20 protein-coding genes are annotated in these 23776 nt (G+C 32.9%); 7 read left to right on the top strand and 13 right to left on the bottom strand.

Annotated features, from left to right (window positions below; all coding sequences use genetic code 11):
- Positions 1-184 precede the first annotated feature (184 nt).
- Together ACODSB_RS06215 and ACODSB_RS06210 are read right to left on the bottom strand one after the other, a co-directional pair.
- Positions 185-2392 carry a TonB-dependent receptor gene (locus tag ACODSB_RS06215; protein WP_488936395.1) on the bottom strand — a complete coding sequence of 736 codons (2208 nt, stop codon included), beginning with the start codon at positions 2390-2392 and terminating at the stop codon, positions 185-187.
- Positions 2393-2543: 151 nt separating this feature from the next.
- The gene (locus ACODSB_RS06210) at positions 2544-2897 is read right to left on the bottom strand and encodes a hypothetical protein (protein WP_053471482.1); all 354 of its coding nucleotides are present in this window, start codon (positions 2895-2897) and stop codon (positions 2544-2546) included.
- A gap of 214 nt (positions 2898-3111) precedes the next feature.
- On the opposite strand from ACODSB_RS06210, the gene ACODSB_RS06205 reads away from it, so the two are divergent.
- Positions 3112-3819: a porin family protein gene (locus tag ACODSB_RS06205; RefSeq protein WP_180857205.1), complete on the top strand. Its 708-nt coding sequence runs from the start codon at positions 3112-3114 to the stop codon at positions 3817-3819.
- Here ACODSB_RS06205 and ACODSB_RS06200 read toward each other — a convergent pair.
- Positions 3814-4419 carry a hypothetical protein gene (locus ACODSB_RS06200; RefSeq protein ID WP_256636692.1) on the bottom strand — a complete coding sequence of 202 codons (606 nt, stop codon included), beginning with the start codon at positions 4417-4419 and terminating at the stop codon, positions 3814-3816. The genes ACODSB_RS06205 and ACODSB_RS06200 overlap by 6 nt on opposite strands.
- Before the next feature lie 329 nt (positions 4420-4748).
- On the opposite strand from ACODSB_RS06200, the gene ACODSB_RS06195 reads away from it, so the two are divergent.
- The 3 genes from ACODSB_RS06195 (at position 4749) to ACODSB_RS06185 (ending at position 8835) form a co-directional block, all read left to right on the top strand.
- A complete protein-coding gene (locus ACODSB_RS06195) occupies positions 4749-7217 on the top strand; it encodes a bifunctional UDP-N-acetylmuramoyl-tripeptide:D-alanyl-D-alanine ligase/alanine racemase (RefSeq protein WP_488936394.1) in 2469 nt (822 codons plus the stop codon).
- Positions 7218-7285: 68 nt separating this feature from the next.
- The gene (mscL, locus tag ACODSB_RS06190) at positions 7286-7669 is read left to right on the top strand and encodes a large conductance mechanosensitive channel protein MscL (protein WP_180857207.1); all 384 of its coding nucleotides are present in this window, start codon (positions 7286-7288) and stop codon (positions 7667-7669) included.
- A gap of 176 nt (positions 7670-7845) precedes the next feature.
- A complete protein-coding gene (locus tag ACODSB_RS06185) occupies positions 7846-8835 on the top strand; it encodes an aspartate-semialdehyde dehydrogenase (protein ID WP_488936393.1) in 990 nt (329 codons plus the stop codon).
- Between the two features lie 165 nt (positions 8836-9000).
- On the opposite strand, the gene ACODSB_RS06180 is transcribed toward ACODSB_RS06185, so the two are convergent.
- The 4 genes from ACODSB_RS06180 to ACODSB_RS06165 all read right to left on the bottom strand — a co-directional run bounded on the left by ACODSB_RS06180 (position 9001) and on the right by ACODSB_RS06165 (position 11519).
- Positions 9001-9318, bottom strand: coding sequence for a 2Fe-2S iron-sulfur cluster-binding family protein (locus tag ACODSB_RS06180; protein WP_012023404.1), 318 nt, complete (start codon positions 9316-9318; stop codon positions 9001-9003).
- Positions 9319-9376: 58 nt separating this feature from the next.
- Entirely contained in the window at positions 9377-9856 is a 480-nt protein-coding gene (locus ACODSB_RS06175) for a hypothetical protein (RefSeq protein WP_488936392.1), read from the bottom strand.
- A 217-nt stretch (positions 9857-10073) separates the two neighbouring features.
- The gene (locus ACODSB_RS06170) at positions 10074-10313 is read right to left on the bottom strand and encodes a NifU family protein (protein WP_053469915.1); all 240 of its coding nucleotides are present in this window, start codon (positions 10311-10313) and stop codon (positions 10074-10076) included.
- A gap of 75 nt (positions 10314-10388) precedes the next feature.
- Complete coding sequence (locus tag ACODSB_RS06165; RefSeq protein WP_488936391.1) at positions 10389-11519, bottom strand: Mrp/NBP35 family ATP-binding protein; 1131 nt, start codon at positions 11517-11519, stop codon at positions 10389-10391.
- A 417-nt stretch (positions 11520-11936) separates the two neighbouring features.
- Between ACODSB_RS06165 and ACODSB_RS06160 the strand changes: the two genes are divergently transcribed.
- A complete protein-coding gene (locus ACODSB_RS06160) occupies positions 11937-13556 on the top strand; it encodes a L,D-transpeptidase family protein (RefSeq protein WP_488936390.1) in 1620 nt (539 codons plus the stop codon).
- 65 nt (positions 13557-13621) lie between these two features.
- Here the strand turns inward: ACODSB_RS06160 and ACODSB_RS06155 are convergent, their stop codons facing one another.
- The 3 genes from ACODSB_RS06155 to ACODSB_RS06145 all read right to left on the bottom strand — a co-directional run bounded on the left by ACODSB_RS06155 (position 13622) and on the right by ACODSB_RS06145 (position 18318).
- Positions 13622-16048, bottom strand: a complete 2427-nt coding sequence (locus ACODSB_RS06155; protein WP_488936389.1) for an ABC transporter permease — start codon at positions 16046-16048, stop codon at positions 13622-13624.
- A gap of 136 nt (positions 16049-16184) precedes the next feature.
- The gene (locus ACODSB_RS06150) at positions 16185-16892 is read right to left on the bottom strand and encodes an ABC transporter ATP-binding protein (protein WP_180857211.1); all 708 of its coding nucleotides are present in this window, start codon (positions 16890-16892) and stop codon (positions 16185-16187) included.
- Positions 16893-17073: 181 nt separating this feature from the next.
- The gene (locus ACODSB_RS06145; RefSeq protein WP_488936388.1) at positions 17074-18318 is read right to left on the bottom strand and encodes an efflux RND transporter periplasmic adaptor subunit; all 1245 of its coding nucleotides are present in this window, start codon (positions 18316-18318) and stop codon (positions 17074-17076) included.
- Positions 18319-18476: 158 nt separating this feature from the next.
- Between ACODSB_RS06145 and ACODSB_RS06140 the strand changes: the two genes are divergently transcribed.
- Together ACODSB_RS06140 and ACODSB_RS06135 are read left to right on the top strand one after the other, a co-directional pair.
- On the top strand, positions 18477-19832 hold the full coding sequence (locus ACODSB_RS06140) for a sigma-54-dependent transcriptional regulator (RefSeq protein ID WP_488936387.1): 1356 nt from the start codon (positions 18477-18479) through the stop codon (positions 19830-19832).
- Positions 19833-20039: 207 nt separating this feature from the next.
- The gene (locus ACODSB_RS06135; protein WP_488936386.1) at positions 20040-21365 is read left to right on the top strand and encodes a sensor histidine kinase; all 1326 of its coding nucleotides are present in this window, start codon (positions 20040-20042) and stop codon (positions 21363-21365) included.
- Between the two features lie 221 nt (positions 21366-21586).
- On the opposite strand, the gene ACODSB_RS06130 is transcribed toward ACODSB_RS06135, so the two are convergent.
- The 3 genes from ACODSB_RS06130 to trmB form a co-directional block, all read right to left on the bottom strand.
- The gene (locus ACODSB_RS06130; protein WP_053469923.1) at positions 21587-21913 is read right to left on the bottom strand and encodes an MGMT family protein; all 327 of its coding nucleotides are present in this window, start codon (positions 21911-21913) and stop codon (positions 21587-21589) included.
- Between the two features lie 213 nt (positions 21914-22126).
- Positions 22127-22765 (bottom strand): LysE family transporter, encoded by a 639-nt coding sequence (locus tag ACODSB_RS06125; protein WP_053469924.1) that lies wholly within the window; start codon positions 22763-22765, stop codon positions 22127-22129.
- Positions 22766-22805: 40 nt separating this feature from the next.
- A complete protein-coding gene (gene trmB, locus ACODSB_RS06120; RefSeq protein ID WP_053469925.1) occupies positions 22806-23483 on the bottom strand; it encodes a tRNA (guanosine(46)-N7)-methyltransferase TrmB in 678 nt (225 codons plus the stop codon).
- Between the last annotated feature and the right edge of the window lie 293 nt (positions 23484-23776).

The following is a 23776-nucleotide window of genomic DNA, read 5'->3' as shown; positions in this document are numbered from 1 at the left end:
TTTCGCAAAGTACGCAATGTTTTTAATCTCGCAAAGACGCGAAGTCGCAAAGAATTTTAAAACTTTGCGTCTCTGCGTCTTTGCGAGATTTTTTAAGTACTAAGGATATTTTCTAATCACAAAGCTTAAATAAAACCTTGCGAACTTTGTGAAAACTCCTTGCGCTCTTTGCTGTTAAATAAAATTATAAATTGAAATTAACGCCCAGAACGATGTTTCTTCCAATATTTGGGATTCCGTCTGTTTTTAATCTTGAAAGGTGTGCAATGTATTTTTTATCGAATAAATTGTTTCCGTTCAGGTTGATATCAAAAGCAGTTTTACCCAATTTTACTGTTCCTCCAAAACCTAAATTAACCAAAGTATACCCTTTAGAAGCCGTTTCAAAACCGCTCACATTATCCTGGCTGAAAGTTGAAGATACGTTTAATGAAGCAAAACCTTCACTTAACCAGTTTTTGATATTAAATTCAGTTCTAAGCGTATTATTCCAGTTGTTTGCAGGAATTAACGGTAAGTAATCATTATTATCTTTTTTCCCCGTTACAGTTTCAAAACTAGTTTCAAAATGCAACCAGTCTAAAGGATGCGGGTGAAAGTGTAAACCAACTTCACCTCCGTACAATTGTGCATTATCCTGAATATCAGCAAAAACATCATTATCGTCACGCGTTTCCCCAGTTGGCGAAGTATAGATATAATTGTTTACGTGATTGTAAAATCCGTTTACGAAGAATTCGAAGTGCGTGTTTTTGTATTCTAAATTCAAATCAGTCTGAACGTTTTGTTCCGTTTTCAAATCAGCATTTCCAATTTCATAGCGATTTGTTCCTTCGTGAACCCCGTTTGAAGTTAACTCCGCTAAGTTTGGCGCTCTAAATCCGGTTGCAACATTTAAACGAAGTGTAAGCGGTTCAGCCAGTTTTGTTTTATAACCTAAAGAAGCATTAAAACTGTCAAAAGATTTGTCAAGAGGTAAAAAATAACCTTCTTCGCCTTCAATTCCGTGCGCATCAGAAGTAACGTTTCTGTTGTCAAAACGTAATCCGGCTTGTAAAACGCTGTTGTCCCATTCGTAATTTGCAGTTCCAAAAACACCAAAATCATTTGTTGTCGCATCTGGAATTAAATATTCTTCACCCGAATTTTTATTCGTTTGATGCATTCCCTGAACACCTACAATCGTTTCAATTTTTCCGAATTTAGGAAAATGATATTTTAAATTGTAATTCAAAGTATTCAGTTTCATGTGAAGTGAAGCATTGTTACTGTCTTCAAACTCACTTCTGTCATTTGAAATATAACCTAAATCAACATCAAGTTTCGAGTTTTCAAAAAAGATCACATTGTTTAAACTCAATAAATGATTAAAAATTCCCTGTCTCGGAAACTGCGTGTCTTTGCTTGAAGATTGTTCTGCAATTCCATCTTCAGGAATCCCAATATCCAGTTTGTTGTAATTGTATCTTAAAACACTTGAGAAACTTGAATTACTATAACCAATTCCAGTTTTAAAATCCGTTTCATTGTAACGAGAGTTTGTTACGCGGTCGCCATCAGCAATTTTATAATCAGAATGAGTATTATAACTTCCACGCGCCAGAAATTTCCAATTGTCAGTAGACGTTTTTAATCCAATAGAAGAATTACTTCCTTCTGTATTCGTAAAATATTTTTGACTGAAATTAGCTTTAAAAGTACCGGCATCAGCAAATTTTTCAGGATTAAAGTATAAAACTCCTCCTAAAGCATCAGAACCGTACAATAGCGATGCCGGGCCTTTAATAACTTCAACACTTTCAATTCCGGCGTCGTTTAAACCTAAACCATGCTCGTCTCCAAACTGCTGGTTTTCGATACGAACGCCTTGAGAATATACTAAAACACGGTTTCCGCTCAATCCGCGAATAACCGGTTTACCAATAGATGTTCCGGTAGAAATTTGCGAAACTCCGGGAATTGTAGCCAAACCTTCAATTAGAGTTGAAGTCCCTTTTTGCTGTAAAGTTTTAATGCTTTCATGCTCGATTTTCATTACGTTTTGCGATTGCAATTTGTTGAAAGGCGTAGAAACGACAACTTCATCCATTTCTAAAATAGATTCTTCGAGTGTTACGTCAACAGTATTTTGTTTTACTAATTTTAAGATGTTTTTATTTTGAGTGGCATATCCAACATAAGAAAAAGACAGGCGTAAATTCCCGTTTGGAAGATTGTTTAATTCGTATTTTCCGTTTGCATCAGTCGTTGTTCCTTTATGCAATTCTTGAGCGTAAACAGAAACGCCCGGTAATGGCTGGTTTTGATTATCAGTTACTGTTCCTGAAACCGAATTTTGGGCAGAAAGCAAGCCCGAAAACCCTAAAACAAGGGCAATTATTAATTTTTTCATTTGAAAATTTTGCTATAGTTAAATGGATTTTCTTCTTTTAAATGAAAAACTTAAACGAACAGTAAAGTATTCTAATCCCAATTTAATAAACAGGATTAGGAAACTCAAAGTTGTTTTGAATTTAGATTTTAAAAAAAGAGATGTTGAATTATTAAGAAACTATAGCAGCGGGAGGGCCTCGTAATAAATACGAAGTGGTTGAAACGGAGAAAATCTTTTCTGACAGCGGGAAAAAATAAGGGATTTCGCTGCTGAAAGAATGAAATTGAAAAGAAAAAGTTTCAGGAACAATATAACTTCCAAAAGCAAAATTACAAACATAACAAAGGTCGTAATTATGGTGCTGATGCGTTATTTCGCCACTTGGATCATTATAATTGTGGTGACATTGTTTTTCTGAAAGCTGTTTTACAATATGCTCATAACTGTGTATGGACTGAAACAATATCGAGAACAATATTGTGACAGCAAAAGAGAAACTTAATATGAGCTGTTTTTTCTTCATACAGGACAAAGGTATAAAAGATCAAATTCATTTTTTGAATTCTAATGCAGATTCTTTGAAAAAAGTTCAGCAAACACAAATATTCGTCATCAAAAACAGAATAATTGCTTTCTAATCGCTACCTGAACTATCATTATATTATATTTGTAAGTGAAATAAATCGATTCAATTAAGCGTTTATTTTACAGAACCTCTTTTAAACTCAAAAAATTATATGCGATTTCTATTTAGCTGTTTGTTTTTAGTTTCATTTTTTAATGCTTTTTCGCAAGAAGATGTCAAAGCAGAAATAAAACCTATAGTTAAAATAGATTCTTTGTACAGAGAAGATCAGTTTTATTTTTCTGTAACCTATAATATGTTTACAGATATTCCTCAAAAATTCAAACAGAACAAATTTTCTCTTGGACTTTCGGGCGGATTTTTGCGCGACATGCCAATCAATAAAACCAGAACAGTTTCTATTGCAGCTGGTTTAGGATTGAGTTACCAAAATTACTATCAAAATTTTGGTATTTCAAAAGATGGAAACGGAGCCGTAGTTTATAATGTTGTAGATGCCGGAGAAATTTCTTCAAATCGATACAGACAATATTCTGTAGAACTTCCAATAGAATTTAGATGGCGTAATTCGACCTATGAAAGCACAAAATTCTGGAGAATTTATGGCGGAGTAAAATTAAGTTATATCTTTTCTAGTACTTCTATTTTAGACGATGGGGAAAATACATATCGTATAAATAATAATGATGCCATTAATAAATTCCAATACGGGCCTTATATTTCTGCGGGTTACAATACCTGGAATGTTTATTTGTATTATGGTTTGAGTCCGCTGTTTAAAGATGGTGTTACCACATTAACCGGAGAAAAAGTAACCATGAAAACGCTCAACGCAGGATTGATATTCTACATTTTATAACCACAAATACAAAAATAATACCTGAGGCAAAACACCAATTAACAAACCAATTGATATTTCTTTTGGTGTATGAGCATTCATTTCTAATCGGGACGAAGCCACAATTCCAGACAATAAAATTAACAACGCGCCCCAATACGGATTGTGCATTTGTAAATGAATATTTAATCCAATTGCAAAGATTGTAAACCCTGTAATAGCGGTCATGTGCAGACTGGCTTTAATTTTAAAAAGCGAGCATACCAAGGCTAATATTGTACTAAATAGCGCACCCAGAAAAAAGAAATGCAATTCAGGATAACGGGTAATTACAATACTTCTTTTTACTAATAAAATATATAAAAAGCATTGTAAAATAAGCGGAATGCGACGTTGAGAGTTTTCCGGAAGCATCATCGATTTTACGTGTCCGGTTGAGCGTAACAGCATGAAAAACAGAATGGGAACAATAATGGTAATAACCAAAATTTGAAACAGAACAAAGTATTTTTCCTGCGTTGTAAAAATATCATCCTTACAATAAAGGTATAATAATGTAGCGTACATCGATATAAAAATCGGATGGAGTATATAGGAGAATAATGGAAGTATTTTTTTCAAAACGTATTATTTTGTGGTATTGAACAAATATAAGGAATTAATGTTTTTTGCAATTAACTGCGTAAATTTTCACAAATTATTAGCATTTTTTTCTCGCCACGAATTACACTAATTTCCACGAATTATTTTTTTAATTTTTTGCCACAGATTAAAAGGATTAAAAGGATTTCTAATCTGTGAGAATCTTTTTAATCTGTGGCTAATATTTGAGCATTCAACAAATAATATAATTCGTGGAAATTAGTGTAATTCGTGGCAAACTCTTTTTTACATCTAAAAATGAATTCATGGCAAACCTTTTTTTAAATTTGACAAAAAGAAATTACTAAATGAGCATAAATTTAAAAAGCCTAATCCCAGTTTTTAACGCCGAATGGATAGGTTCAGATTCTGATATTTTTGTTGATCATATTTCGATCGACAGCCGTTCTTTACAAAACGGGTCTAAAACATTGTTTATTGCTCTTTCCGGGGTTAATAACGATGCTCATTTGTATATTTCAGAGTTGATAGAAAAAGGCGTTCAGAATTTTGTCGTTCAGTATATTCCCGAAAATGTAAAAGGAAAAGCTAATTTTTTTGTCGTAAAAAATACCCTCAAAGCACTTCAGGAATTAGCGGGTTATTATCGTGATTTATTTGATTTTCCTATAATTGGTTTAACCGGAAGTAACGGAAAAACCATCGTAAAAGAATGGCTTAATTTTCTTTTAAGTCCCGATTATAATATTATCCGAAGCCCAAAAAGTTACAACTCACAAGTTGGCGTTCCGCTTTCTGTTATTGCCATAAATGAAAAACATAATTTAGGAATTTTCGAAGCCGGAATTTCAACGGTTAACGAAATGGTTAATCTCGAAAAAATTATCAAACCCAATATTGGCATTTTAACCAGTATAGGTTCTGCGCACGATGAAGGTTTCGAAAATCTGACACAAAAAATCAAAGAAAAATTACTGCTTTTCAAAAATTCAGCCGTAATAATCTATCAAAAAAATGAATTGGCAGATCAATGTCTTTTAGATTTTTCTGCCGAATATCCGCTTCAAAACAGGACGTTATTTTCATGGAGTTTTACAGATGCTTCTGCCGATGTTTTTATTCTGATCAAAGAAACTAAAAATGATTCGACAGTAATTAAATATCAATATAAAGACGAGGTTTTCAATTTAGAAATTCCGTTTAGTGATTCTGCTTCTATTGAAAATACCATTTCCTGTTTATTGGTTTTACTGCGTTTTAATTATGATTTTGAGGTTATTCAAAATCGTGTAAAACTGCTTTATCCGGTTGAAATGCGTTTGGAAGTTAAAAATGGAATTCACAATTGCAGCTTAATTGACGATAGTTACAGTTCCGATTTTCAATCGCTGAAAATTGCTTTAGACTTTTTAGAAAGTCAGAAAAAGAACGCTTCAAAGGCTGTCATATTATCAGATATTTTTCAAAGCGGATTTTCAAATGAAGAACTCTATTCTAAAGTTGCACAGTTAATTTCGGATAATAAAATCAACCGCGTTATCGGAATTGGAACTACGATTTCATCTTTTGCAGATAAATTCCCAAACAGTACGATGTTTCAAAATACGGCAGAATTTATCGCCGAAATTGAAAACTTGAATTTCAATAATGAAACGATTTTAATAAAAGGAGCAAGATCGTTTCAGTTTGAAGAAATTGTTTCGCTTCTTGAAGAAAAAACACATGAAACGGTTCTCGAAATTAACCTTGATGCCATAAACCATAATTTAAATTATTTCAAATCAAAACTTGCCGACGATGTAAAAATCATGGTTATGGTGAAAGCTTTTGGTTATGGAAACGGCGGACTTGAAATTGCAAAATTACTCGAACATAATAAAGTAAATTATTTAGGTGTGGCTTTCGCCGATGAAGGAATTTCGCTGAAAAACGGCGGAATAAAACTGCCAATTATGGTTTTAAATCCAGAATCGACCAGCTTTCCTTCGATAATTCAATATAAATTAGAACCTGAAATTTACAGTATAAAAGGATTAAATGCCTTTTTGAAAATTGCCAGAGAAAAGAATTTAAAAGATTTTCCAATTCATATCAAAGTCGACACCGGAATGCATCGTTTGGGTTTTGAAGACAATACAATCGATGAATTAATTGCAACTTTAAAAGGAAATTCAACCGTTCGTGTTCAGAGTATTTTATCACATTTGGCAACAAGCGACGATTTAAACCATTATGATTTTGTCATTAAACAGATTAATTTATTCGAAAAATTATCTTCAAAATTAATGACAGAATTAAACATAAACCCAATCCGTCATATTTTAAATACATCGGGAATTAGTAATTTTCCAGATGCACAATATAATATGGTTCGTTTAGGAATTGGTTTATACGGCGTTTCAAATGATCCGTTAGAGCAGAAATATTTGGAAAATGTAGGTACATTAAAATCTATTATTTCACAAGTTCGCACTATTCCAACTGGCGACAGCGTAGGTTACGGGCGTCGTTTTATGGCCGAAAAAGAAACCAAAATTGCCACAATCCCAATTGGTTATGCAGATGGAATTTCGAGATTATGGGGCAATCAGGTTGGTTTTGTAACCATTAAAAATCAAAAAGCCTATATCGTAGGAAGCGTTTGTATGGATATGTTAATGGTTGATGTAAGTCATATTGATTGTAAAGAAGGCGATTTGGTAATTATTTTCGGCGAAAGCCCAACCGTTATCGAAATGGCCGAAGCTTTAAAAACCATTCCTTATGAAATAATGACAAGTATTTCGCAACGTGTGAAACGAGTATTTTTTAGATAGATTTTGGAAACTCTAAAGAAAATTACGTATTTTCGGTATAATTAATTTATAAACTAAAAGAAATAATTATGAGTGTATTTTCAGAATTTAAGGAATTTGCAATGAAAGGCAACGTAGTCGATTTGGCTGTCGGTGTGATTATTGGAGCAGCTTTTGGTAAAATTGTAAGCTCATTAATTGAAAATGTAATAACACCATTGATATTGAAACCGGCATTAGACGCGGCGCATTTATCAACTATCGAAGAACTGACGGCTTTTGGAGGTGTCAAATATGGTTTGTTTCTATCGGCAGTAATTAACTTTATAATCGTTGCTTTTGTTTTATTCTTAATCATTAAAGGAATAAACAATCTTAAAAAGAAAGAAGATCCTGCTCCCGCTGCACCAGCCGGACCGACTCAGGAAGAACTGCTTACTCAAATTAGAGATCTTTTGAAAAATAAACAATAATACAATATACCGCTACACTAAGTCTAACTTAACCGCTTCTTGATTGGAGCGGTTTTTTTATACTTTGTTTAATTTATAACATTTTGTTATTTTTTGTGAAGCATGTTGTTTTCGTTTTTATTATAACTATTTTTGCAGAGTAAAATTAGATTAATAGCTATTTAAAAATATAAATAATGAGAATTGCAGTTGTAGGTGCTACCGGAATGGTTGGCGAAGTAATGCTGAAAGTTTTAGCAGAAAGAAATTTTCCTGTTACAGAATTAATCCCTGTTGCATCTGAAAGATCAGTAGGAAAAGAAATTGAATATAAAGGAACTAAATATAAAGTTGTTGCTTTACAGACTGCTGTAGATATGAAAGCTGATATTGCGGTTTTCTCTGCCGGAGGTGATACATCTTTAGAATGGGCTCCAAAATTTGCTGCTGCCGGAACAACTGTTATCGACAATTCATCTGCATGGAGAATGGACCCGACTAAAAAATTAGTAGTTCCAGAAATTAATGCATCTGTATTAACAAAAGAAGATAAAATTATTGCAAATCCAAACTGTTCTACTATTCAAATGGTATTAGCTTTGGCTCCTTTGCATAAAAAATACAACATTAAAAGAATCATCGTTTCTACTTACCAATCTATTACCGGAACTGGTGTAAAAGCTGTGAAACAATTAGAAAATGAATACGCAGGAATTCAGGGTGATATGGCTTACAAATATCCAATTCACAGAAATGCAATTCCACACTGCGATAGTTTTGAAGATAACGGATACACTAAAGAAGAAATGAAATTAGTGCGTGAAACTCAAAAAATTCTTGGTGATAACACCATCAGAGTTACAGCTACGGCAGTTCGTGTACCAGTTGTAGGCGGACATAGTGAGGCAGTAAATGTTGAGTTTACAAATGATTTTGAAGTAAATGAAGTTCGTGAAATTCTACACAATACTGATGGAGTAGTGGTGCAGGATAATTTAGATACATTTACTTACCCAATGCCATTATATGCAGAAGGTAAAAATGATGTATTTGTTGGAAGAATCCGTCGTGATGAAAGCCAGCCAAACACATTAAATATGTGGATCGTTGCAGATAACTTAAGAAAAGGCGCAGCAACAAACACTATTCAAATTGCTGAATATTTAATTCAGGCAGGTTTGGTATAATTAGAGATTAAAGAAAATTGTTATAAAGAAAAAGCCGTAATTGCAGTAATGTAATTACGGCTTTTTTGATGCCTTTTGTTTGTGTATAGAGAACAGAAACCTGTCAGGTTTAAATCGTAACGATAAAAAAAGCGAGAACTAATTTGATTCTCGCTTTTGTATTTTTTAATATTCCGGAGCCAGTTCTAATTCGAGTCCTTCTAATTCTTCAGTAATTGGGATCTGACAGCCTAAGCGGCTATTAGATTTAACATAAAACGCTTCCGAAAGCATAGCCTCTTCTTCATCTCCCATTTCTGGTAACGCAACATCATTTAGAACATAACACTGGCAGGAAGCACACATGGCCATTCCTCCACAGGTTCCTTCAACAGGAAGTTCGTATGCCTTGCATAACTCCATTATATTCATTGCCATATCAGTCGGAGCCTGTAATTCGTGTATAACTCCTTCTCGATCTTTAATCTTTATTAATACATCCATTTATTATTGGAATTTTATTGGTAGGATTTTATAACGTGAAAAAATCCTCGTATTTATACTAACTCGTAGGTTTTGTACTAAAAGCGTATTCTTTTCCGTTGCTTTCTTTAAGACGCATTTTTACGCCTAAAATAGTATCGCTTTTCTCAAGAATTGTAATAACAGCAACTACTGAATAATAATCTCTGTCAGATTGAAAAATTAATGTGCCTTCGTAAGTAGAGTTTAAAACTCCTTGTTTGTCTGTCGTTGCAGAAACTTTTCTCGGATTCAAAAACTGAGCTGAGCTGTACGTTGCTTTGTTTGAAAATTTTCCCTTTCCATCAACAAAATCGTATAAGAAATCATAATTTCCAATACTTAAAGTTCCAGGTGCGTCAGCAGGGTTAATTGAAAATACAATTTTTCCTGAGTATGTAAAATCTGACCATTCTTCGGCTTCGCTTATCCAAGCTTTGTCAACAACAACTGTTTTATTTTGCCCATAAATGCCTGACGCAAAAAACACTAACAAAAATAGAGTGTAAAATTTCTTCATAAAATATAAGATTAAGGGTTATGTCACAAATTTAAGTTAAAAATGCAACAAATAGTTAACTAAAACTCTTAAATCTTTATATTGTTTTTTATGAAATCCTCAAAAAACCACAATAATCGAGCTGGTTTATTGAATTTTTATAAATCTTTCCACTTAAAGGCCTATTATTCTTGTTAATTCAACAAATCAAAAGCAACAGGAAAAATATCGTTTTTTGTTACATGATATTTACCACAGTTTCAATTTGCGGTGCATATTTTTTTATAGTAGTTTCTACTCCGGCTTTAAGTGTCATCTGGTTTACGCTGCAGCTTATGCATGCGCCTTCCAGACGAACTTTTACATGTTTATCGTCATCTATAGAAATTAGCGAAATATCTCCGCCGTCAGACTTTAAGAATGGCCTGATTTCGTCTAAGGCCAATAAAACATTATTTGTTAATTCTTCTGTTGTCATAATTAATGTGTCAATTGTGAAAATGTGCCAATTAGATAATTACCTAATTGCCGTATTATCTCATTATCTAATTATTTAATTTTTTTTAACTGCAGAGCAGCCTGCCATAGTTGTAATTTTAATGGCTTCAGTAGCAGGAAGACTTTCGTTTCTGTTTACTACTTCCTGAACTACGTTTCTGGTGATTTCTTCAAAAACAGCTTCAATAGGCGAAGCAGTTTGTAAAGCTGCAGGACGTCCATAATCTCCCGCTTCACGAATAGACTGTACAATTGGAACTTCCCCTAAAAACGGAACATCTAAATCTGCTGCAAGATTTTTTGCACCTTCTTGTCCAAAGATATAATATTTATTATTTGGCAATTCTTCAGGTGTAAAGTAAGCCATGTTTTCGATAATTCCCAAAACAGGAACATTAATATTATCCTGCATAAACATCGAAACTCCTTTTTTAGCATCGGCAAGAGCTACAGCCTGCGGTGTACTTACTACAACAGCTCCCGTAATAGGTAAAGACTGCATTATAGAAAGGTGAATATCTCCAGTTCCCGGAGGTAAATCAAGAAGCATAAAATCTAATTCTCCCCAGTCTGCATCAAAGATCATTTGGTTTAATGCTTTTGCAGCCATTGGACCTCTCCAGATTACTGCCTGGCTTGGTGCTGTAAAAAATCCAATAGAAAGCATTTTAATTTCATAACTTTCAATTGGTTTCATTTTCGATTTTCCGTCAACAGTAATCGAAACAGGTTTTTCATTCTCAACATCAAACATAATTGGCATAGAAGGCCCATAAATATCGGCATCTAAAACTCCAACTTTAAAACCCATTTTTGCAAGCGTAACGGCAATATTTGCAGTAACGGTTGATTTACCAACTCCTCCTTTTCCGGAAGCAACGGCAATAATATTTTTAATTCCCGGAATAGCACGACCTTTAATTTCGGCTTTCTCCGGAGTTTCAACTTTAATATTTACTTTAATTTTAGCATCGGGAGATATTAATTCGTGAATCGTTTTTTTAATATCGTCTTCAGCTCTTTTTTTAATATGCATCGCTGGCGTATGCAATACTAAATCAACAACAACTTCGTCGCCAAAAGTAAGTACGTTAGCAACCGCACCGCTTTCGACCATATTTTTTCCTTCTCCCGCTATAGTGATTGTTTCTAAAGCTTTAAGAATTTCTTTTCTATCTAATTTCATTTTATTGTGCTATTATATATGGAAAGAAACCGATTTAAAAATCTATATTAATTTAAACTGATTTCAGACTGCAAAGATAACAGATTAAGTTCGGATTTAAACCCTTTTAAATTGTATTTATTGATATTGAGATTAGCCAAAATGATGAATCCTGATTATTTAAAACCATTACAATTCAAAAATAGGTTTTGAAACCTTATTCTGTAATGATTTCTTATAATTACAGCCAACACAAAAATGTATGAAATTTACGGCAGTAAATGTAAGAATTGTCAAATATCTTGATTAAATTTGAGTGCCTTAAATCTAAGATTTCCAAATAGTACAAAAAAGTATGAAAACTTATTTTTGGAGCTTCGTTATGAGTTTTCGATATTTTTTAAATGATTTAATATTAAAAATTTAAACCTTAAAAATATGCGAAATTTTACTTCTCTTACTGTAATTATTGCTTGTAGTTTTTTAATGTTTTCTATTAATGCGGCAAGCCATACATCGAAAATTAAAAATGAAAATTCTGAGTTTGAAAACATTTTTAAACTCAAAAACAAATTCGTTTTAGGAACAATTGATGCCGCTTCAATAAATAACTTTTATGCGAAGTATCCCAAACTAAAAAAATATCAAAAAGACGTTGAAGATCTTTATAAAAAGAAAGCATATAACACGATTTGGTATGATGATAAAAGTGTCAGCGAATTTGGCGCCTTATTATATCATAAAGTAAGCCTTTTAGAAGAGCAGGGAATCAATGCCGAAATGCCTTATATGGACTTGGTTGATAATGTTTTTAATGAAAATGTTTCAAATAAACTGCCGCAAATAGACACAGAACTGCTGTTGTCAAATATGTATGTATTTTATGCCAGTAATGTATATTCTGGAGTGGATGCAGAGACTTTGAAAAAAATTGGCTGGTATCTTCCAGCCAAAACAATTTCGTACGATCGAATTTTAGATTCGTTAATGGGGGATCCCAACCGATTGAATAAGGATGAAAACCTTCTTTTTGGCCAATATTATAAACTTCAGGATGTATTACAGAGATATCGAAATATTGAAAAAAACGGTCTTTGGAAAAAAATTGACATTGACGAAGCAAACTTTAAGGAGCTAAAACCTTTAGACAGCGGAAAAGTTATCCAGCAAATTAGAGAACGTTTGTTTGTAGTTGGTGATTTAAAAGAAGATTCTAAAAGTCAATATTATGATCAGGAAATGATGGACGCCGTTTTAAAATACAAAAAACGATATGGACTCAAACTGAATTATACTTTTACAAAAGAACAAATTGATCAGATGAACGAGCCAATTGGAAACAGAATCCGCACCATTATGCTGAACATGGAACGCTGCAGATGGATTCCCACTAAACTGGCAAAAGCAGATGAATATGTAATGGTAAATATTCCGTCGTTTAGACTGGTTTATGTAAAGAATGGAAAATATGATTTGGTTTCGGATGTTTTTGTGGGAACGCGAATGACAGAAACGGTGATTTTTAGTGGTAATATCGACCGAATTGTTTTTAGTCCGTATTGGTATGTTCCAACAAGTATTATTCAAAATGAATTAAAACTGAAAATAGCCGAAGATAAAAACTATCTCGCTGATCATAATATGGAATGGAACGGAGGTCACGTAAGACAAAAACCCGGTCCGGACAATTCTTTGGGATTAGTCAAATTTATGTTTCCAAACCCAAATGATATTTACCTGCACGATACACCTGCAAAAAGTTTATTTGAATTTGAAAAACGAATTTTCAGCCACGGCTGTATTAATGTAAAAGAAGCCAAACAACTGGCACTAGAAATTTTAAAAGACAATCCTGAATGGCCGGTTGATAAAATTAATCAGGCGATGAGCGGCGAAAAAGAAACTACCTGCATGCTCAAAAATAAAATTCCAATTTATATAGGATATTTTACCGCCTGGGTAAACGATGACGGCGAAATTGGCTTCTATCCAGATGTTTATGACCGCGATAAACGTTTAGATAAACTGCTGTATGCTGATCCGGTTGCCTTAAAATAAAAAACAAATCCCCGTCAAGATTCTAATATCTGACGGGGATTCTTTTAAAAAAATGGTCTACAAGCTTATTCGTATTTTAAATATTTTAAAACGTCTATTTTGGTTACCTGATACGCTTTTGCCAAAACAATCAGCAAAGTAAGAACTAACAGCGAAACAAGCGCAATACTAAACGGAACGGGCGAAACATTAATTCTGAAAGCAAAATCCTCCAGCCATTTTTGCAATAAAATATAAGCCGGAACAATTCCAATTCCAAATCCCATTAAACAGAAAAGAATATATTGTTTAGATAATTCTTTCAGTAAAACATCAGTTTCTGCGCCAAGCGTTTTTCTAATCGCAATTTCTTTAAGTCTTCTTTCCATCGAAAATGATGCCAAAGCAAACAATCCAAAAACAGCAATTGTGATTACAACCAGATTCAGGATAAAAAACAAATCTTTTTGTTTGACTTGCTGCTCATAAGTTTTTGCAAATCCTTTGTTTACAAATTCATAATCAAAAGGATAATCTGGATTTACATTTTTCTCCCAATATGTTTTTAATTTTTCTAATGTTTCAGATAAATTATTTGGAGAAACTTTTATATATACATTATCAAAGTTATTCCATTTCAATGTTTTAAGATTAACAAAAATCATTGGCGGAACTTTATTCTGCAATCCCGTAATGTGAAAATCCTTTACAATTCCAACAACTTTAAACTTTAAATTTCCCTTTTCATCTCCCCAGCCGGAAGTGATCACCGTATTTATAGGACTTTTAAGTCCTAATGATTTAGCCAGTGTTTCATTTATAAGCCAGTTGCTAACAGTATCTGATGCAAATTTTGGAGATAAATCACGACCTTCAACCACTTTAATTTTCATCATATCAAGAAAACCAAAATCCATTTCAACATTTCGCGGCTGAACAAAAACACCATTGTGCGTAAAACCCGAACTAGAATTAGTACTGTTACCAAATGTACCGGCAAAAGTAGAAACGTCCTGAACGCCTGATATTTTAAGAACTTCTTGTTTTGTTAATTGATATTTTTCACCCTTTGTTTTATAATCGTTATGATTAAATGGAACTCTGATAACCTGATTACCATTAAAACCAAGATCTTTATTCATCATATAATCTACCTGAGAATTTACGATCAAAGCACCAATGATAAAAAATGTTGCAATTCCGAATTGAAAAATAAGCATCGAATTTCGAATCCAGATACCGCTTTTACTTCTGGAGAAATTACCTTTTAAAACTTTTAAAGTTTCGAAATTTGAGATATAAATGGCAGGGAATATACCCGCAAGAATGATTACTAATCCAAAAATCAAAATGAGCTGCAGGTAAAATTCACCGCCATTCATAGTCAAAGTCTTTCTTAAAAAAGAATTATAATACGGAAGAGAAAGTTCAACAATTGCCAAAGCAAACAAAATAGACAACATTACAATTATTGTTGTTTCGAATATAAACTGCGCTATAATTTGGTTTTTTGAAGCACCAACAATTTTACGAACACCAACTTCCTTAGCACGTTTTATGGCAGAAGCTGTGGCAAGATTAATATAGTTTACCAATGATAAAACTAAAATTAATATTGATAAACCAGCCATAATATAAATAAGCTGTAGGTTTCCTTTAAACTCCGGAGTAGCAGATCCCGAAGTTTTTGTGCCATGTAAATGCAGCGTTTTCAGCTGGTCAAGTATAATCTCTATTTCTCCATTTTCTTTGATGTACTGCTCAACGGTCTGTCCGCTTTCTTTAGCATCTTTTAGAGTTCTGTTTACATAATTTACGTTATGCATTTTCTTCAAAACCGAAACAGGATCAGCACCTTTTTTAATTTTAATCATCAAACCATAATTAAAATTTCCCCAGCTGTTAATGTCACTTTCACGCACAATATCACCAAAAACATAGTTAGGTTCAATAGAAGAAGGTGTCACAATGCGATAAACAGATTTTACGATATAGGACTTATCATTGTAAGTAATGGATTTTCCAATAGGATCTTCATTATTAAAAAGCAGTTTAGCCTGTTCTTCAGAAATAGCAACGCTGTTTTTATCTTTTAAAATATCTTTTTTAGCACCTTTTATAATTGGAAAAGGAAAAAAATCAAAAAAGTTATTATCCGTTACTGTTATCTTTTTATCGATTACTTTTTTGTTCTGATACTTTATAGCAGCTTCGTTATACCAATTATGCATAAAGGAAATCTGCTCAATTTCAGGAATTGTTGCCTTGCAGGTTTGTCCAAACGGAATTGAACTTGTAGCCCAGGTGTCTCCGGTTCTTCCTATTTTATTCAGAACCTGATATACATTTTCTTTCTCCGGATTCCATTGATTGTAAGCATGCTCATTATTCCAGTATAAAATGGCAAAAATCACGCTGGCAACCCCAATGCTTAATCCTAAAACATTTAAAAGCGAAAACAATTTGCTTTGTCTTAAATGATAAATAAATATTTTAAACCAGTTAAAAATCATGGTATAAGTTTTATAATTACGTTAGTTATTTTTTGGTCTAAAGGCTGTTTTGCCTTTTATAGAAGGGTAAAAATTTTGCAAACAAATCCCACCAGAACTAAGATTGCAGTAATAACAAATTTTATCATTTTTTCGATTATTTAGCGTCCATAAAAACATCAACATTGCGTTGATTTAATTTTTCAGAGAATATAACACCGTCTTTCATATGAATCGTTCTTTGCGAAAAAGAAGCGTCATAATCAGAGTGGGTAACCATCAAAATTGTAGCACCTTTAGCATGTAAATCAGTTAAAAGTTCCATTACCTCATTACCATTTTTACTGTCCAGATTTCCTGTTGGCTCATCGGCAAGTATAATTTTAGGATCATTAACCAAAGCTCTTGCAACCGCAACCCTTTGCTGCTGACCTCCTGAAAGCTGCTGCGGAAAATGTTTCAAACGATGTGAAATATTTAATTTCTCAGCAATAGCTTCAATTTTTTGTTTTCTGTCTGATGCTTTTACATTATTGTAAAGCAAAGGCAGTTCGATATTATCATAAACCGAAAGTTCATCGATCAAGTTGAAGTTTTGAAAAATAAAACCAATGTTTTCTTTACGAACAGCAGCTCTTCCTTTCTCCTTTAAACCAATCATTTCCTGATCCAGTAATTTATAACTTCCAGTAGAAGCGCTGTCTAAAAGCCCGATAATATTTAATAAAGTAGATTTCCCGCAGCCAGAAGGCCCCATAATAGTTAAAAAATCCCCTTTTTTAATTTCTAAATTAATACCGCTTAAAGCAGCAGTTTCAACTTCTTCTGTTCTAAATACTTTGGTTAAATTTTGTATCGTTATCATATTTTAAAAGATTAGTTATTAATTACGTTTTTTGATTGATGATTGATGTTTTTATATTTTGGTTTCGCCACGAATTCCACGAATTTTCACGAATTAATTTTTCGTAATGCGTATAATAATTAGTGTAAATTCGTGGTAGACATTTGCTAAACTGCGACTGAACACCGCGACTGTAAACTAATTACTGCGGCTGAATCGAAAGTTCCTCAATGTCCTTATAATCTGAATAAGAAGAAATAATCACAGATTCGCCTTCTTTCAAACCTTCCAGAACTTCATAATACGAAGGATTTTCTCTTCCTAATTTTATATTTCTTCTTTCGGCTTTATTTCCTTTTACTACAAAAATCCATTTCCCCGCAGTTTCCTGATTAAAACTTCCTTTTTGTACCACCAGTATTTTATTTTTCTCAGATAAAATCAGCTTTACGCCAAAACTTAAACCGTCCTGCAAAGCAATCTCTTCTTTAGATGTAAAAGCTAATTCTACAATAAAATGCCCGTTTTTAACTTCCGGAATTACTTTAGTAACAATAACTTCCAGCGTTTTCCCTTTAAATTCAACCTGACCTTTTAAACCTTCGCGAATTTTTTCCAAATAAAACTCATCAACATCGGCAGATAATTTATAGCCTTTTTTAGAGTCAATTTTTCCGATGCTTTCCCCAGCCTGAAACGTCTTTCCTAAAACCGGTTCAAAAGAAGTCAGTCGGCCAGATTCTGGAGCAGTAATCAAAAAATTCTTTTTGTTATTTCTTAAGATCTCCAAACTCATTTCCATTGTTTGAATCGAACGGTTAATTTGAGAAATCTGCAATTGATTTGATTGTTTTTCCTTTTGAATACTTTGCTGAATTGTTTTTTTACGTTCTTCCTGAAAACGAAGACTTTCCTTAAAAGTATTCCAGTCGTTTTTTGAAATCACATCTTTGGCAAACAATTTTGCATTTAAATCATACAATCTTTTAGCATCATTATAATCATGTTCGATTAAAACATAATCTTTAGTCAAATTCAATTCCTGATTTCTAATATTCAGTTTTCCCGTATTCAAATTGTTGATCTGCTCGATAATAGCAGTTTCCTGAGTCAAATAATTCAATTCTGTATTCGGGTTGTATAAACGAGCAAGCGATTGTCCTTTTGTAACCATTGCGCCGTTTTCTACAAAAATCTCTTTTACAGATCCTCCTTCTGTAACGTTTACAAGCATTACGTTCAACGGTTCAACTTTTGCCTGAAAAACCACAAAATCTTCAAAAAAAGCTTTTTCAACTTTATGAATTGAAAGTTCCTCGGCTTTTACATTTAAACTTCTTTTTGAATTAAAAGAAAAAAAGAGAATTGCGGCCAAAGCTAAAAAAACTCCAATTGCTATTGTGAGATATCTAAATTTTCTATTTTTACGAGGAATTATTGTGTCCATTTTTTTAAATAATTTGCTGATAATCAATAGGTAAATACTGTGCCATAAAATTTATTTTTTGCAAAGCCCTGATTTTAAACAGGCTTTAAAAAACATCCAAAAACAAAGTGTTCGATAATGAACAGTTGACCGTTCAAAATCGGACAAAAAATATCAGTATGAGAAAAAAGCAAGCCCAAATATTAGTCGTTGACGATCAGGAAGAAATTCTTTTTTCGGCAAAAATGATTCTTAAAAAACATTTTGAAACGATTTTTACAACAAACAATCCCAAAAAAATCATTTCAATTTTGAGTGAAAACGAAATTAATGTCGTTTTGCTGGACATGAATTATAGAATTGGTTTTGAAGACGGACGCGAAGGAATTCATTGGCTGAAAGAAGTAAAAAACCTTTCACCAAATACAATTGTCATTTTAATGACCGCTTTTGGAAAAATTGATACAGCGGTTGAAGGAATAAAAATTGGCGCTTTTGATTATGTTTTAAAACCCTGGCATAACGAAAAATTACTGGAAACAATTGATAAGGCTGTCGCCGAAAGCCGAAAAAACAGCAAAAAACAAATTGTTGAAAAAACAGAAAAAAGGTATTTTGTAGGCACATCTCAAAAAATAAAACAAGCGTATTCTATTGCCGAGAAAGTAGCCAAAACAGATGCAAACGTTTTGATTTTAGGAGAAAACGGAACCGGAAAATATGTTTTTGCAGAGTTTATCCATCAAAATTCGGTACGAAAAAAAGAACCTTTTATTCATGTTGATTTAGGATCTTTAAGTGATAATTTATTCGAAAGCGAACTTTTTGGATACGCAAAAGGCGCTTTTACAGATGCCAAAACCGATACGCCCGGAAGGTTTGAAATGGCGCAAAACGGAACCATTTTTCTGGATGAAATTGGGAATATTCCGCTTCATTTACAATCCAAATTATTGCACGTTCTGCAAACTAAAACCGTTACACGTTTAGGCGAAAGCAAACCAAGACCTTTAAATGTCAGAATAATTTCGGCAACAAATAATGATATCAAAGCTGAGGTAAAAAATAAAACCTTTCGAGAAGATTTACTGTACAGAATTAATACAATGGAAATAAATCTGCCTTCGTTGCGCGAACGAAAAGATGATATTGTTCCGATGGCTAATTTTATTCTTGAAAATATTGCCGAAAAATACAATCATGGTCCCGAAGCTTCGGGATGGCATTTTGAAGAAAATGTCGCGCCATATTTAGAAAAATATCCGTGGAAAGGAAATGTCCGTGAAATGGAAAACAAAATCGAACGCGCCCTTATTTTAGCTGAAAACAACACGATTTCTGTAACCGATTTAGATATTCTCGATTTTGAAGAAATTCAGGAAAATGATGATAATCCGTTATCTGAAATGGAAAAAACAGCAATCGAGAAAGCGCTTTTTAAACATCACGGAAACATCTCAAAAACCGCCGAAGAATTAGGTTTATCAAGAGCTGCTTTGTACAGAAGAATTGAAAAATACGATTTGAAAAACTAAGATAATTTTGGCCACAGATTTTACAGATTAAAAAGATTTTTCTTTTACCTAAATTTTAGTTTCTCGCAGATTCTGCAGATTTAGCTGATAAAAATGAATTATAATTAATCCCCAAAATCTGCAGAATCTGCGGGAAATTAAAAATTTCATGACAAAGTATAAAAAATCATTTTAATCCTTTTAATCTGTGGCAAATAAAAAATAACAATGAAAAACTGGAAATTTTATAACGCTTTATTTGTGAGAGTCTTGTTTGTAATGATTCTCTTTTTTGTCTGCGTTTTTCTAATTTATAAAATGTTCTATTACAACGCACTTTTGGTTGGTTTTTTCGTTTTTATATTCTTAGCCGAAATGTATCTTTATGTAAAAAAACAACTCCAGTTTTACGACAGAACTTTGCTTTCGATTCTTCAGAATGATTTTTCTACCAATTTCCCCGAAGAGAATAAAAAAGACAATTTTAAAAGCCTGTATCTTTTATATGAAAATTTAAAAGTGCAACAGCAAGAACAGACATCAAAAGAAATGATTTATCATTCGCTTTTAAATAATATTGACACCGCAGCTTTAATCCTTGAAAAAGGAAACGAAGACTGGGATATATTTTTGATGAATGACTGTTTCTCTGATTTATTTAAAGTTCCAAAAGTAAGCCATTGGAAATATCTTAAAAATTACCTGCCCTCACTTTGCAATGAAATTGAAAAAACGGATTTCAGCGAATTAAAATCGGCAATTTCGATTAAAATTGAAGAACAGGATTTGCAGACTTTTATGCTGCAGACTTCCCGAACACAAACCTATAACAAAGAATATTATATCATTTTATTAGACAGTATTCAGCGTGTTATTGAGAAAAAAGAAAAAGAAGCGTGGATTAATTTGATGAAGATTATTTCGCATGAATTAATGAATTCCTTAACGCCAATTCGTGCGCTTTCGCAGAATTTACTTCATATTGTTGATCAGGAAAGTTTAGAAGAAGATGATTTTGATGACATTAAAAGCAGTATTTCGACCATAATAAACCGAAGCGATCATTTGCAGGTTTTTGTAGAGAATTATCGTAAACTCGCCATGCTGCCCACGCCAACGAAACAAATGACACCAATCAACGCTCTTTTCGAAGACTGCCTGCGAATTATGAGTCCGATTTTGAAAGCAGAAAATATCGAATTGATAAACGATATTCACAGTTCACGTTCTATTATGATTGATAAAAACCAAATGGAACAGGTAATTATTAATTTGATTACTAATAGTGTTTATGCTTTGAAAGAAAAAAGCGAAAAGAAAATGTATGTTTCGAGTTATACCGAGAACAATCGCTTTTTCATTTCAATTTCGGATAACGGAAAAGGAATCGACCCTGAAATTCAGGACAAAATATTTCTTCCTTTTTTCACCACCAGAAAAGACGGCGCCGGAATTGGTTTAACGCTTTCTAAAAACATTATCGAAGCACACGGCGGCTACCTAAGCTACCAAACTGATGAAGATAAAACGAGCTTTGTGATCTGCCTTATTTAATATGAACCATATAAGTTATATAAGTTCATTTAAAAAGAAGTATTAGTATTCAACTTTGACAAAGTTTCCTTCGCGTCTCCTGCAAGGTTTCTAAAACCTTGTAGGTGTTTTATAGTTACCAATTATAGGTAATTAGTTAAAAGATATTTATACCTACAAGGTTTTAGAAACCTTGCAGGAAGCTCTAAAATGAACTTATATCACTTATATGGTGAAAAATTTTAGTACTGCACTTCAGGTTTCCAAAAGTGTTTTTCGAAATCGACAATTTGATTGTTTACTACTTTAATACCTTCGTTTTCTAAAAGCTGCTGCATTAAATTAGTTCCGTCAAAATGATGTTTTCCTGTCAAAAGCCCTTTTTGGTTTACGACTCTATGTGCAGGAACATCGTCCATATTATGGCACGCATTCATTGCCCAGCCCACCATTCGTGCCGAACGTGCGGTTCCTAAAGCCTTTGCAATTGCACCATAAGAAGTTACCCTCCCAAACGGAATTTGTCTGGCAATTACATAAACTCTTTCGAAAAAATTTTCCTCAGCCATAATTATTTTTTTGCCACTCCCGATAGCTATCGGGATACACGGATTAAAAGGATTTTTCTTTGTCTATAAAAAATTAAGTTTCCCGCAGATTTTGCAGATTTAAACAGATTATTTTTTTAAAATCGTTTAGATCTGCTAAATAAATCCGTGTAAAACATTTAACCACAATGTAAAAAAATCATTTTAATCCGTATAATCTGTGGCCTATAAATTTTACCCGAAATAGTAATTCAAAATATTAAAAAGTGTCACAACGGCAACTAAACCTGTAATGCTTCCAATAATAGTATTCATGTTTCGCATTAAATAATCGGTTTTCTTTTCGATCTTTTCAAAGAAACCAATATAGCTGTACAAAACAGCAAACGAACCCAAAATAGATCCTAAAACAAAAGTGAAAATAATGCTGTTTTCAAACACAAAAAGATTGTACGATGCCAAAGTCACACTTACCACAACATAATACGGAATAGGGAAAAAGTTTAATGCAGAAAGCAGCATTCCAAGGAAGAAACGGCTTTTTTTACTGCTCTTTTTAATCTTTGATTTCTTTTTGGTTTTTGGCTCTTTCGCAATAAACAAAAAGTATATTGTTAAGATCGAAAAAATAACAAAACCTATTTCACGTAATAAAGTAACAACATCCGGGCGATTGTCGATTACCTGCGCAAATAATACCGCAACGTAAACCTGAAAAAAAATCACTAAAACAGCACCAATAACAAACCATAAAGCATTCTTTTTTCCTTCTTTCAGGTTTATTTTGGCTGCCGTCATATTGATTAATCCCGGCGGAATAATCCCAATTGCAGCGGCAATAAAGCCTGAAAGTAATGGAGTAAGATATACCATTCAGTTGTTTAAGCGATTAAAAGATTTTTTTAAAATTAAATTAGTCTTTAATTTTAAAACGAATATACGTAATTGCCTTGTTAATTTCTAAATATTGTTTTTCATAAAATGTTTGAAAAGCAGTAACTTCTTCCGGGCTTCCTTCGTTTCTGTATACATTATGGTTTGCATACAAAACTTCGTGGCCTTCTCCGTGAAGCAGTCCAAGCGTATAACCGTGCATAAATTCACTGTCGGTTTTAAGATTTACGACACCGTCTTTTTTAAGGATTTTTTTGTATAATTTCAAGAACTCAGAATTCGTCATTCTGTGTTTTGTTCTCTTGTATTTTATCTGTGGATCCGGAAAAGTAATCCAGATTTCATCCACTTCATTTTCAGCAAAAATATGATTGATAAGTTCGATTTGAGTACGAACAAAAGCAACATTATGAAGACCGGTTTCAACAGCAGTTTTAGCACCACGCCAGAAGCGCGCACCTTTAATGTCAATTCCGATAAAATTTTTGTTGGGATATTTTTCTGCTAATCCAACTGAGTATTCACCTTTCCCGCATCCTAATTCTAAAACCAGAGGATTATCATTTTTAAAGAAATCCGAATTCCATTTTCCTCTCAAAGGCATTAAATTGCCTACAACTTCTTCTCTTGTTGGTTGAAAAACGTTTTGAAATGTTTCGTTTTCTCTGAATCTTTTTAGTTTATTTTTACTTCCCACTTTTTACAAAAATTTTCAGCAAAATTAAGGAATATAAACGAATGAAAATAGCTGAATTAGGTTTAAAATAAGTTTGCCACGAATTGCACGAATTTTCACGAATTAATTTTTGCCACAGATTATTAGGATTAAAAAGATTTATCTAAACACTAATCTTGTATATCTCGTAGAGATTATATATCGGTAGAAAAAATGTGATAGCAATAAAAATGTCCCGTAGGGACTTATCTTTTAGATTGTTTGCCACGAATTGCACGAATTTTCACGAATTAATTTTTGCCACAGATTATTAG

Source organism: Flavobacterium sp. FG68 (assembly GCF_057808895.1).
Note: the sequence above shows the minus strand (reverse complement) of the source record. Positions and strands in the feature narration are given on the sequence as shown.